General features: G+C 41.6%; 10 protein-coding genes. 6 read left to right on the forward strand and 4 right to left on the reverse strand.

Annotated features, from left to right (window positions below):
• Positions 1-76: 76 nt before the first annotated feature.
• On the forward strand, positions 77-349 hold the full coding sequence (locus HQQ94_RS09810) for an acylphosphatase (RefSeq protein WP_173294253.1): 273 nt from the start codon (positions 77-79) through the stop codon (positions 347-349).
• 7 nt (positions 350-356) lie between these two features.
• Here the strand turns inward: HQQ94_RS09810 and HQQ94_RS09815 are convergent, their stop codons facing one another.
• From HQQ94_RS09815 to HQQ94_RS09825, 3 genes are all read right to left on the reverse strand, one after another.
• Positions 357-1,304 carry a peptidoglycan binding protein CsiV gene (locus HQQ94_RS09815; RefSeq protein ID WP_173294254.1) on the reverse strand — a complete coding sequence of 316 codons (948 nt, stop codon included), beginning with the start codon at positions 1,302-1,304 and terminating at the stop codon, positions 357-359.
• 1 nt (position 1,305) lies between these two features.
• Entirely contained in the window at positions 1,306-4,779 is a 3,474-nt protein-coding gene (gene mfd / locus HQQ94_RS09820; protein ID WP_173294255.1) for a transcription-repair coupling factor, read from the reverse strand.
• A 75-nt stretch (positions 4,780-4,854) separates the two neighbouring features.
• Positions 4,855-5,448, reverse strand: a complete 594-nt coding sequence (locus HQQ94_RS09825; RefSeq protein WP_173294256.1) for a hypothetical protein — start codon at positions 5,446-5,448, stop codon at positions 4,855-4,857.
• 97 nt (positions 5,449-5,545) lie between these two features.
• Here HQQ94_RS09825 and HQQ94_RS09830 point away from each other — a divergent pair, with 97 nt between their 5' ends.
• From HQQ94_RS09830 to HQQ94_RS09845, 4 genes are all read left to right on the forward strand, one after another.
• Positions 5,546-6,778, forward strand: a complete 1,233-nt coding sequence (locus HQQ94_RS09830) for a lipoprotein-releasing ABC transporter permease subunit (RefSeq protein WP_173294257.1) — start codon at positions 5,546-5,548, stop codon at positions 6,776-6,778.
• Positions 6,779-6,878: 100 nt separating this feature from the next.
• Positions 6,879-7,589 carry a lipoprotein-releasing ABC transporter ATP-binding protein LolD gene (gene lolD, locus HQQ94_RS09835; protein ID WP_173294258.1) on the forward strand — a complete coding sequence of 237 codons (711 nt, stop codon included), beginning with the start codon at positions 6,879-6,881 and terminating at the stop codon, positions 7,587-7,589.
• Positions 7,586-8,842, forward strand: a complete 1,257-nt coding sequence (gene lolE, locus HQQ94_RS09840) for a lipoprotein-releasing ABC transporter permease subunit LolE (RefSeq protein WP_173294259.1) — start codon at positions 7,586-7,588, stop codon at positions 8,840-8,842. Before lolD ends, lolE begins: the two co-directional genes overlap by 4 nt.
• Before the next feature lie 41 nt (positions 8,843-8,883).
• Positions 8,884-9,450, forward strand: a complete 567-nt coding sequence (locus HQQ94_RS09845; protein ID WP_173294260.1) for a YdcF family protein — start codon at positions 8,884-8,886, stop codon at positions 9,448-9,450.
• A gap of 23 nt (positions 9,451-9,473) precedes the next feature.
• Here HQQ94_RS09845 and HQQ94_RS09850 read toward each other — a convergent pair whose 3' ends face one another.
• Positions 9,474-9,980 (reverse strand): DUF2062 domain-containing protein, encoded by a 507-nt coding sequence (locus HQQ94_RS09850; protein ID WP_173294261.1) that lies wholly within the window; start codon positions 9,978-9,980, stop codon positions 9,474-9,476.
• A gap of 43 nt (positions 9,981-10,023) precedes the next feature.
• On the opposite strand from HQQ94_RS09850, the gene HQQ94_RS09855 reads away from it, so the two are divergent.
• The gene (locus HQQ94_RS09855; RefSeq protein ID WP_309247243.1) at positions 10,024-12,312 is read left to right on the forward strand and encodes a DNA internalization-related competence protein ComEC/Rec2; all 2,289 of its coding nucleotides are present in this window, start codon (positions 10,024-10,026) and stop codon (positions 12,310-12,312) included.

Here is a 12,312-nt window from a genome sequence, read left to right on the forward strand (position 1 = left end):
TCTGTGTCTGTTTTTTTTGATCTATCACACGGACTGGTTTATCTTCATAGAAGATGCTAAGCGAGTTGGGGTTAGTATGAAGCGAGTGATAATCAATGTTGAGGGCAAAGTACAGGGAGTTTATTTTAGGCGTTTTACACAATCCAAAGCCATTGAACTCGGTATTACAGGTTATGTGATGAATGATGCCAATGGTTCTGTCAATATCTTAGCTCAAGGGGCATTGTCAGCGGTGGACCATTTTATTGAGTGGTGCCGTATAGGCTCACCACAAGCGCAAGTCGATAAGGTGTATGTTCAAGAAGATGAGGAGGATGAGATCTACCTCGACTTCTCGATTCTACCTTAGAAAGTGATTAATTCAATACATTGACAGTGGTTTTATTCGTCCTATTTATCGGTTGTTCCATCTTTCTTATTTGCAAAATCATGCCCATCTTTGGGTGATCAAAATAATGGATCTCGTCACTTCGGACTCTACGGTTCTGTGCCAATGGAAAAGCATAGAGAAATGGAACGGTTTTACTGTGTTCTTCTATGATTCCATTAATATTATTTTGCGAAATATCAAGGTCTTTTTTTCCTTCTTCTCTTAAGTGTAGAGTGGTTTCAACATACAGAAAATGATTAAGGTAAATGTTGATCATCCCGTCTATTTTCCAGACTGGTTTGTGAGTGTTAGCGGGGTAGCTGGCAGTTAAAAAGTTGAACTCTGGTATCGCTAATTCCGATTGATGGGCTTGTATTGTCTGACCATTCATTTCAAATCGATCGGAGAAATCTTGTCCAGAATAGAGTCTAACAGGCTTAGCTTTATGCCGCGGTAACATCGATTGTTGCCAAGTCATATGAAGTAAACTTTTATTACCCGGCTCTCTACTCAATTTGCGTATAATGTCATTAAATTGATTTTGTTCACTCGACAGTAAAATTGGCGGCCCATTAGGACGACCATATTGCTTTGTTGCAGAGGCTATATTGACTGGGATCTCGACGGAATGGCTGACTTTGGTTGATTCTAATTGCTGATCGCACATGTCAGCATTTATTGCCCAATCATTGGATGAACATCCCTTTAAGCCTAAGCTTGCACCTGTAATATCGGTACTGTAAAGCGGGGATATAAGGTCGACTGCTTTTTTAGTGTTTGGAATCGTGACTTTTTCAGGACTGAGTTCCTGATTATGTCCGTGACCTCGTTCAAATAAGTAGACCTCGACTTCAAACCAGCGCTCATTTTGTGCATAAGCTTGGTTTATCGAGAGTATGCCTATTATTAGGAGGGATAAAATTTTCTGTAACACATTAGTCTCCAAGACGATGTTGTGATAGTTGTCCCAACAGCAATTTAACCAGAGCCAGTCTGTCCGAATGAGATTCTGTGGGAATAATGAATTTTAACTTATTCGGGCCATCCATTCGATAGTTTTGTGGCTGGTTTTGCAGTAAACCAATAATAAAGCCAGGATCGACCTTGTGATCATCATTGAACTCCACACTGCCACCTTTAGCATGCATTTCTAATTTCTTTATCCCTAATGCCGTCGCTTGATGCTTATAGAGGGTCAGTTCCATTAGGTTTTTGGTTGAAGATGGTAACAGCCCGAAACGGTCTATTAACTCTACTTTGAGCTCATTGAGTGCCGTTTCTGTTTCGCAATTGGCGATCCTTTTGTAGAGAGAGAGTCGAATATTGACATCGTGAACAAAATCTTCAGGCAGTAATGCAGGGATACGCAGTTCGATTTCGCATTGATGCCTTAACATCTGACTTAAGGAAGGCTCTTTTCCTTCTTTTAAGCATTTAACGGCATCTTCCAACATTTCCATGTAGAGGGTGAAACCGATTTTTGAAATATGCCCACTTTGTTCATCGCCTAAGAGTTCACCTGCGCCACGGATCTCTAAATCTTGTGTGGCTAACATGAATCCTGCACCGAGATCTTCTAATGCACCAATCGCTTCGAGACGCTTTCTTGCATCTTTAGTCATGCTTTTTGGATGTGGCGTCATTAAATAAGCATAAGCTTGATGATGAGAACGTCCAACACGTCCCCTGAGTTGATGAAGTTGGGCGAGACCAAATTTGTCGGCTCGTTCAATGACGATAGTATTCGCCGTGGGGACATCAATACCCGTTTCTATAATAGTGGTGCAAACTAATACATTGAATTTATGATGATAAAAGTCAGACATAACTTTTTCAAGCTCACGCTCACGCATTTGCCCATGAGCTGTTGTTACACGGGCTTCCGGTAGCAACTCACTTATTTCAGCAGCGCGTTTCTCGATCGTTTCCACGGTATTATGCAGAAAGTATACCTGTCCTCCACGTAAAATTTCACGTAATAGGGCTTCCCTGATAGCTGCAGCGTCATACTCTCTAATAAATGTTTTAACCGATAAACGTTTTGCCGGTGGGGTGGCAATAATCGATAAATCTCGCATGCCTGACATGGCCATATTTAGGGTTCTAGGGATCGGCGTCGCGGTTAATGTGAGAATATCAACATTGGCTCTTAATGCTTTAATTTTTTCTTTTTGGCGAACACCAAATCTATGTTCTTCATCTATCACCAATAAACCAAGATTTTCAAATTTGGCATCCGATTGGAGCAATTTATGGGTACCAATCACAATATCGACTTTACCCGAGGTGAGTTCTTCCATGATCCCTTTTTGTTCTTTGGCTGTTTTAAAGCGGGATATCACCTCAATTTTCACCGGCCAATCGGCAAATCTATCTTTGAAATTTTCAAAATGTTGTTGGGCTAATAGAGTGGTAGGGACTAAGATTGCAACCTGTTTACCATCATTAACTGCAACAAATGCCGCACGCATAGCGACTTCCGTTTTACCAAAGCCTACATCACCGCACACCAATCTGTCCATGGCGATCGGTGAACTCATATCGGTGATAACCGCATTGATTGATGTTTCTTGATCGACGGTTTCTTCGAAGGGGAAACTATGACAAAATTGAGCGTATTCTTCTTGGTCAATATGGCAAGCATCACCTGGTCTAGCTTGTCTTCTGGCATAAACATCAAGTAGCTCAACCGCAACGTCGCATATTTTTTCAATGGCTTTTTTCTTGGCTTTTGCCCAGCTTTCATTGCCTAACTTATTGAGGTTGGCTTCTTCATCTGGCCCAACGCTGTATCGACTGATGAGATGTAATGATGCAACGGGGACATAAAGTTTGTCGCCACCCGCATATTCAAGCTTGAGGTATTCAGCCACTAAGCCGCCCGTGTCTAAGGTTTCTAAGCCTTGATAGCGTGCGATACCATGATCGAGATGAACAATAGGTTGACCTACTTTGAGTTCTGCGAGATCTTTTACTAGTGCATCACTGCTTATCTGTCTTTGTTTATCTCGACGTCGTGTTTGAGATATGCGATGACCGAATAATTCAGTTTCACAAACAAAACTGAAGGTTGTCCCTTGAGCATTTTCAATAATGCAGCCTTTGGACAAGGGGGAAACGATGAGGCCGATTTCGGCTTTAGACTCGACGAAATCATCTAAATGTGTGAATATTTTAGGGGTGAGATCGATCTTACTAAATAGCTCTAATAATGCTTCTCGGCGACCTTCCGATTCAGCACTAAATAGCACTTTTTTACCTTTAATCATATATTCTTGTAACAGGTTTAATGGCTGTTTAAGTTTATGATTGGCGGTTAATTCAGGCAAAGATTCGAGCTTAGCACAGTGATCTTGTTCTTGACTGCGGCCTATTTTTAAGTAGGTTTTGGGCAGGGTCTTAAAAGCTGAAAAAAGCTGCTCGGTGAGTAAATAAAGCGCTTTCGGTGGCAATAAAGGACGCAAAGGATCAACTCGTCTATCTTCATAACGCTGTTCAACTTCTGCTAAATGGGCTTTGGAGGCGCCTTCTAAATCACCAATACTGATCAATTGTGTTTTTTCTGGAAGATAATCAAACAGGTTAGCTGTGTCGTCGAAAAAAAGCGGGAGATAGTTTTCTATGCCAGCGGGGAGAATTTTACGGCTGACCATTTGATAGATAGATTCAGGCTCTTTGACGAGTACGTTGAACTGACGTCTATAGCCTTGCCTAAACTTTTCAATCGCAGCATCATCGGTAGGGAATTCTTTTGCAGGCAATAAACGTATTGACTCAATTGTGCCACTGGACCTTTGAGTCTCAGGATCGAAATGTCTTATCGATTCAACTTCATCATCAAATAACTCAATGCGATATGGCTGATTTGATCCCATAGGGAAAAGGTCAATAATGGACCCGCGAATGGCAAATTCACCATGCTCATAAACTTGTCCAACGAGATTATAACCGGTATCTGACAACTGCTTCCTGACATCTTGAAGGCAATAGCGATCCCCTTTAGAGAGTATCAGTAAGTTTCCAGCTAAAAATGATTTAGGTGGCAGCAACACCATCAAAGTATTAACGGGAACGATCACGACGCCATGTTTGGCATTCGGGAGTTGAGATAAGGTTTCTAGGCGTTGTGAAACGAGATCTTGGTGGGGTGAAAAACTGTCATAAGGCAATGTTTCCCGATCAGGAAATAGCCAAACAGGCAGCGACTTATCTTGTAATAAGTAGCGTAATTCACTCTCTAGCTGTAATGCTGCCGGTGTATCATTGGTGACAGCCAGCGTGAGACCTTCGTGGTTTTTAATCAAGCTTGCTAAAGTGATCGCTTGCGAAGCCCCCCCTAATGTTACTAAGGTTTGTGCTTTAGCGATACTTTTGACAGCAGGTGGCGTTAATATGGAAAATGCTTTCATTGAGAAGAGACAAGAGATCAGCGACAAAGATGCCTGTCATTGTAGTGGGATACAGGCACTTGTGCTAGTGAAAGTTTATGATGATTTTCTGGCAAGTTTTTGTTGTTTTAATTGTTTTTGTTGTACGCTTAGACTGGCTTTGACCAACTGCTCAATATCGATGTCTGAGATCCGATTAAATACGATGTCAGTGACATATTGGGTGTCAGTGCTTATCGGGTTATTTTCTACCATTTGAGTCGTGGTAACATGCCCAAAGCATAAAAGTGAAATCAGTTCTTCTTTAATGTTCAAGGTGATTTTGAATGTATCACCGATCTCAAATAAACTGGATCCGATGATACGGATCCCACTTCCACCAAAGAATACCCCTAGATGTTGCTCACCTTCGTGAGTCTCACGTTCAAGTATATGGAGCAGAACCAGATCAATTTTTTTGGATTGAAGCTTAAGATATTCAATGATGGTTTTAGCTTCATCATCCAAGTGCCTTAGTTGTAATAAACAATTTGCCTCTAATGATTTTACATCACTAATGAGCTGTAGACTGAGCGGCAACATTAGATTCAATTCACTTTCAGATGGAATAGGCTTATCATCTGGCCAAGGGGTCAAATAGGCCTTAAAATCGTGCTTGACACTAAAATAGGGGGTTGAGTCAGTAAGCAAGGGATTTCCTCTTGTTTTTACATGGCTATTACCCCTATTATCGTGCGCATCTTAATGATTTAGCAAGGCTCGATATTTAATGAGTCGTTGGACAACTATGAATTTTGCGTTATCAGCACATATAGGCTTTCGTTATTGGCGTGTAAGAAAGACCAATGGGTTTGCTTCATTTATCACATTTTTTGCGGTCTCAGGAATTTTGCTAGGGGTGGCGGCATTGATTGTTGTCAGCTCAGTAATGAATGGTCTAGAAGGTCAGTTAAAGCAGCGTATTTTAGGTGCGGTGCCTCAATTAACCGTTCATAGTGAACAGGCCTTAACGAACTGGCAAGCCAATGTGTCAGCATTAATCACCTTACCTGGTGTATTAGCGGTGACTCCAAGTATTTCCACTCAAGCGATGGTGCAATCACCTTCGAATATCAGTGCTATCCAAGTGTATGGGGTTTATCCTGAATACGAAAAAGAGTTTAGTGATCAGATGCAAGGTACGCTTAATGCTTATTTTGACCAACTCGAACCTGGTCAGTACCGGGTTATTTTAGGATCTGAACTTGCTAGGCACTTGGCAGTATCGATAGGGGATCAAGTGAGAATTCTTAGCGCTGAAGGTGTCGTGTATTCACCTCTTGGACCTGTGCCCAGTCAGCGGAAGTTTATTGTCGCAGGTACATTCGAGATGGGCTCTCAAGTGGATGCAAGTTTGGCGTATATTCATTATGAAGATGCACAACGTTTAATGAGACAAACACCTGGAGAAATAAAGCACTTGCGCCTATACCTTGCTGATCCGTTTAATGCCAAGCAGCTAAATGCAAAAGTACAATCCGAATTTAAACAAGAGGGGATTGATGTAACAACCTCTGACTGGCGCGAGACTTATGGGCACTTATTTAGTGCCGTAAAAATGGAAAAGAACATGATGTCTTTGATGCTGAGCCTCATTATCGCCGTTGCGGCGTTTAATATTGTCTCTGCTCTGGTCATGATGGTCGTTGATAAAACAACGGACGTTGCCGTGCTCAAAACCCAAGGGTTAACGACATCTAATGTCATGGGGATTTTCATTTTTCAAGGATCGCTTAATGCAGTGATTGGTTTGGTGTTAGGGCTAGTGATAGGCATAGGGTTAACCCTTAATTTAAATTCGATGATGAATTCAGTTGGCGTGTCAATTTTAGGTGCAGGTCAGTCACTGCCAGTGCAAATTGAATGGGGGCAAATGGGATGGATAGTGTTGGGTACGTTAATGATTACTTTCTGCGCAACGATATACCCAGCGTTTAGGGCTGCTAAAGTGCAGCCTGCGACCGCATTAAGATACGAGTAAATTGTCTGGCTGGGAGTGTGAGGATAGTCAGATAATAAAGAGTCGAAGTTGGGCTAACCTTCTCAGTTTGTTCGAGCGAAGAATACAAGAGTGATCATCAATGTCAGAGTTATTGTTAGAAGTAAAAAGTGTGAGTAAGTGTTTTAAAGAAGGAAATGTTGAGACTCAAGTTCTCAAAGATGTCGATCTACAAGTATTTAAAGGAGAGCAGCTTGCCATTGTAGGGACATCTGGCTCAGGCAAGAGTACTTTATTACACATCATGGGGACCTTAGATTGTCCAACAAGTGGTAGTGTTATGATGCTAGGTGAAGATCTTTATCGCTTGTCTGCTCGCCGTCAATCAGAGATAAGAAATCAAGATTTAGGTTTTATTTATCAGTTTCATCACTTGTTACCTGAATTCAGTGCGCTGGAAAATGTGGTTATGCCTGCTTTGATCCAAGGTCGAGATCGAAACATGGCAGAGGCAGAAGCTAAGGCTCTGTTGGAGCGAGTCGGTCTAGGGCACCGACTAACGCATACACCTGCTGAGATGTCAGGAGGAGAGCGGCAACGAACTGCGATTGCACGTGCACTGATTAATAAGCCTAAATTGGTGTTGGCAGATGAACCTACGGGTAACCTTGATGCTAGCAGTGGTGAGGCTGTCTATGAGTTAATTCAGGAATTAGCCAATCAATTGGGCACTGCATTTGTGGTCGTCACCCATGATACAAAATTAGCAGCGAGAATGGACAGGCAATTGCAAATGAAAGATGGTTATTTGCAAGTTGACGATCCTGTAAATGTAACAGGTAAGGCTTCATGAGTCCGCTGTTATCAATATGGATTGGCTGGCGTTTTTATATGGCACGTCAATCAAATAATCTTATTAGCTTTATTTCATTTGCATCTACTGCGGGTATTGCGCTTGGTGTTGCAGTATTGATAGTGGTGCTCTCTGCCATGAATGGTTTTGAGAGTGAACTGGAAAATAGAATGCTAGGGGTTGTCGCTCATGGTGAATTGAGTGGCGTTAATCAGCCCATTGATAACTGGCAGGGGATAGTAAAAGATGCGAATAAGATAGCAGGTATTGTCGCTGCTGCGCCTTATATTCGCTTGCAAGGGTTAGTGCAAAAGTCGGGTGGATTTCAAGGCCTAACCCTATTAGGCGTTGATACTGAATATGAGCAGAAAGTGTCAAATATTTCACAATTTATGTCTGCAGATACTTGGTCTGAACTTGGTGTTAAAGATAAAAACAGCATCGTACTGGGTAAGGGATTGGCCACGAGTTTAGGCTTAACGGTGGGGGATGCGTTAAGTTTATATATGCCTAATGTGAATACGGATCCGAGCACTAAACGTATAGGCTCAACTAAGAGTTATCGTTTTACGGTGATCGGTGTGTTTGAACTTGGAGGTGAATTAGATCTTTCGACAGCTTATGTGCCTATGCAATACGCCGCATCCATTTTAAATATGGGGGAGCAAGTGTCAGGAGTGAGAATTAAAGCAGCTCAAGTATTTGAGGCGCCACGTCTTATCCGTGAATTGGGTTTTAGCCAAAAGCAATATCTTTATATTACTGATTGGACTCGAACTCAGGGGCATCTTTATCAGGATATACAACTGGTCCGCAGTGTGATGTACCTTGTACTTGCACTCGTGATTGCGGTGGCGTGTTTTAATATTGTATCAACTCTAGTGATGGCTGTGCGTGATAAACAATCTGAAATAGCCATTTTACTGACAATGGGAATGAAACGTAGTGCGATCATGGTGGTCTTTATTATCCAAGGGGCTTTAAATGGTGTGCTGGGTTGTTTACTCGGTGGTGCCTTTGGCGTACTTATTGCGAAAAATTTGAGTTTCATTGCGCAGGGGATTGAGAATCTCTTTGGGATACAGCTTCTTTCTGCCGATATCTATTTTATTGATTTTTTGCCATCACAATTGCACCTATCAGATGTTGGTTTTGTGTTATTGTTAGCGTTTGTTATGAGCTTAATTTCAACCTTATATCCTGCTTGGAAAGCGAGTCAAATAGCGCCTGCTAGTGCTTTGGCTGGACGTTAAATTGTTGTCATGTGCATCCAATTAATCATGAGGGGACAATAGTGGACGGTGCCATAGTGATATTGGGTGCGCCAAATGATGATCAAGGTACTTTATCACAGATAGCTATTTCTCGTTGCGATATAGCGTTAACTGAATGGAATAAGCATTCTGCACTTAAGCTTATCTGTACCGGAGGTATAGGTGAGCATTTCAATACCACCTCTACTGCGCATGCCTACTATCTGAAGCAGTATCTAATGAACAAAGGGGTACCGGAAACGAGCTTTCTTGCTCTTGTTGAGAGTCGATTTACCTTTGAGGATGCGCTTTTGTCTAAAAGTGTTATTGACGATAATGGGATAACATCGGTCATTCTAGTGACCTCGGAGTTTCATCTCCCAAGAGCTAAATTAGTTTTTTGTGGTGTGTTTCCCCACATAAAATTTCGTTATTTAGCAGCCATTACACCGCTTCCATATGAGAAGGTCCTTGAGCTTGAAAAACATGAGCTTCAGGTTATGCAAAGAGAGAAACATAATCTTTTTACTTTGCGTCATTCTATCAAGTCAGGCGATATACCCAAATCACTTCAAGATACAGAGTTCTATATGTCGAGAAGTGATTGAGTTAATTTTGCCTACATTAAAATTTAGTCTTTTCGCTTGTTCCACTTCAATAGTATTGAGTATTTCCACAAGGTCTTTATTAAGAAAAAACCGATAATGGAGAAACTCACTCCCATAACGAAGCAGCCGAGTAAAAAGGGAGGACCGATAGTCGTAAGAGAAGACTCTATCCAAGCCCACGTTGCTTCAAATGCAAAGTTCTGTGGTGGATGGTGAAGTATTTTTGCGCCTAATATGTATGCAGCATAAAACATAAAGGGCATAGTGACAGGGTTGGTTATCCATACTAACGCGACGGATACTGGTAGATTGCAGTTAAAGACAATGGCCAGGGCGGCAGCTAAAACCATTTGAAATGGCATGGGGATCCAAGCGACAAAAAGACCGACAGCAAACGCCATGGGCGCAGAGCGTCTGTTGAGTGACCACAAGTTAGGCTTATGCAATAACTTACCAAACATGCGAAGATGTTTGTGGTTTTGCAATGTTTCAGATTTAGGCATAAATCTTTCAATTATTTTTTTTGGCATAAGTGGCTATTGCTGTCTTAACTTATTCAGTATGAATCGATTTATGTTTGGCTTTAGTGCCACGATTATTTTAACTATGTTGTGGCCTTCGTTGCCATCAATGTTTCTAGCCCTTATCTTAGTTGCGATAGGGTGCTTATTATTAATCCGATCCCCGTTATTGTCAGGGGCTGTATTAGGCGTAGCGTGGATATCAATTTACGCTCAACTCATGCTGAGTTGGGAACGTGAAAATATCGATCGAGAGCATTCCATCACTGGCGAAATCATATCACTAGTAAATCAAAACAGCGACTGGGTTAGTATGGATTTTAGGCTGTTGAACCACCATTCTACAAGATTATTACCAAAAATATTGCGATTGAGTTGGAAAACTCCCCCTTCACTACAAATCGGTGAGATCTGGGAGCTTAGGGTCATACCTAAACCTATCACCAATGTACTGAATCAAGGTGGCTATAATCAGCAAAAAGGGTTAATTAGCCGTCATATTGTGAGTAAAGGAAAGGTGGTTTTTGGTCAACGGATTGAAACGAGTTATTCATTTCGTCATGCTATCTTATTAGCACTCAAACCTGCTTTGGATACATTCGATAATGGGGATTTGATTTTAGCGTTACTGTTAGGTGACAGGAGCTTAATAGGTACTGAGCGTTGGCATTCACTTAGGGTTACTGGTGCTGGGCATCTGGTGGCTATTTCAGGTTTGCACCTCTCGGTTGTTGCAGCTTGGGTGTTTATCAGTAGTTTTACATTTCTTGGTCGTGTGTCGGTGCCATTAGGTCGGCGAAATTTACTATTAGCTGCTATTTTATCTGCAATGGCGTGTAGTGTGTATGCATACCTCGCGGGTTTTTCACTGCCAACACAACGTGCGTTAGTGATGTTATTACTCCTAATGTTATTGACTATGTTGAATAGGTATTCCTCATCTTGGGAGCGTTTGTTATTTGCACTGTTCTTTTTGTTAATGATAGATCCTTTAAGCTGTTTAAGTGCTGGGTTCTGGCTGTCATTTACCGCGTTATCGATTATTTTATTGACATTACAATGCCGCTCTCCCAAGGATAATCCAGCATGCAGGCAATCCCATTTGAGAGTCTTCATGCAGAGATTGGGGCTGTTTTGGGCAATACAATGGCGATTGAGTCTAGTGTTAGGTTTGCTGCAGTCGATTTTTTTTGGTGGGTTAACTTTTTATGGCGTATTGTTTAATTTCTTTTTTGTTCCTTGGTTTAGCTTGGTTGTGATCCCTGCTGCGATGTTAACGTTTATCGTCTGGCTATTATGTTGGTCAGTGGGATTTGATGTGTCCCCTTTGTTTTACTTGGTGGATGTTACTTTGTGGCCGATGGATAAATTGTTAACTTTTTTTGTGACGTTACCCGGTGCATGGTTTCCTATCTCTGAGGTTATGATACTCGCTATGTCATTTTTTATGTTGGGATTAAGCCTGATAATGACAGCGAAAAAGTTGGAGTGGCGATTAATGATGTCAATATTACTCCTTCCCTCGATGATCACGTTATGTTTTCAGTATTTTTCGGTGTCACAGGGAACATGGCAAGTGCACTTGTTGGATGTTGGTCAGGGCTTGTCTGTGGTGGTTGAAAAAGGTCAGCATGGTTTTGTTTATGATACTGGAGCTAAATATGGCGAAAACTTTAGTTATGCCGATCGAGTTGTGGTGCCATTTCTTCATGCCAGAGGAATTAAACAACTTGACTATTTAGTGCTTAGTCACAGTGATAATGATCATGCTGGTGGTGCGTCTGAACTTATTAATGCGTTTCCAAAAGTGAAAGTGGTCAGTGATATCTCACAGTATTCAGATCTAAGTTGTCGGCCTAAAGTATTAATATGGAAAGGGTTGGAGGTGGAAGTGTTAGCGCCTGAGATGGCTGAAAAAGGCAATGATGGTTCTTGTGTGATTAAAATTAGTGATAAGTTTCATCAAGTGCTGCTCACGGGAGATATTGAGAAATTAGCAGAACAACGGTTATTAGATTTAGGAGATAAGCTTAAGAGCGACGTGTTAATTGCTCCTCATCATGGTAGCCGTACCTCTTCAACACCAAACTTTATCAAACAGGTCTCTGCTGATCTGGTCCTGTTTCCTGCTGGGTTTAATAATCGTTATGGCTTTCCTAAATCAGATGTTGTGCACCGCTACGTAAAGCATGGAAGTGATTATTTGATTGCAGGTCGTGAGGGACAAATTAGTGTTATTTTTAATCGAGAGAAGCGATTTGTTCGCACATACCGTACCGATTTAGCCCCTTTTTGGTACAACCGATTGTTTGAATTTGGTAAGAACGGCAATCCAGAGTAG

It is taken from the genome of Shewanella sp. VB17, assembly GCF_013248905.1.
Lineage (GTDB): Bacteria > Pseudomonadota > Gammaproteobacteria > Enterobacterales > Shewanellaceae > Shewanella.

What these genes read in the sequence shown, in the direction of transcription:
- HQQ94_RS09810 (WP_173294253.1), top strand. Translation starts at nt 77, where the DNA reads ATGAAGCGAGTGATAATCAATGTTGAGGGCAAAGTACAGGGAGTTTAT.
- mfd (WP_173294255.1), bottom strand. Translation starts at nt 4,779, where the DNA reads ATGAAAGCATTTTCCATATTAACGCCACCTGCTGTCAAAAGTATCGCT.
- HQQ94_RS09830 (WP_173294257.1), top strand. Translation starts at nt 5,546, where the DNA reads ATGAATTTTGCGTTATCAGCACATATAGGCTTTCGTTATTGGCGTGTA.
- lolD (WP_173294258.1), top strand. Translation starts at nt 6,879, where the DNA reads ATGTCAGAGTTATTGTTAGAAGTAAAAAGTGTGAGTAAGTGTTTTAAA.
- lolE (WP_173294259.1), top strand. Translation starts at nt 7,586, where the DNA reads ATGAGTCCGCTGTTATCAATATGGATTGGCTGGCGTTTTTATATGGCA.
- HQQ94_RS09850 (WP_173294261.1), bottom strand. Translation starts at nt 9,980, where the DNA reads ATGCCAAAAAAAATAATTGAAAGATTTATGCCTAAATCTGAAACATTG.
- HQQ94_RS09855 (WP_309247243.1), top strand. Translation starts at nt 10,024, where the DNA reads ATGTTTGGCTTTAGTGCCACGATTATTTTAACTATGTTGTGGCCTTCG.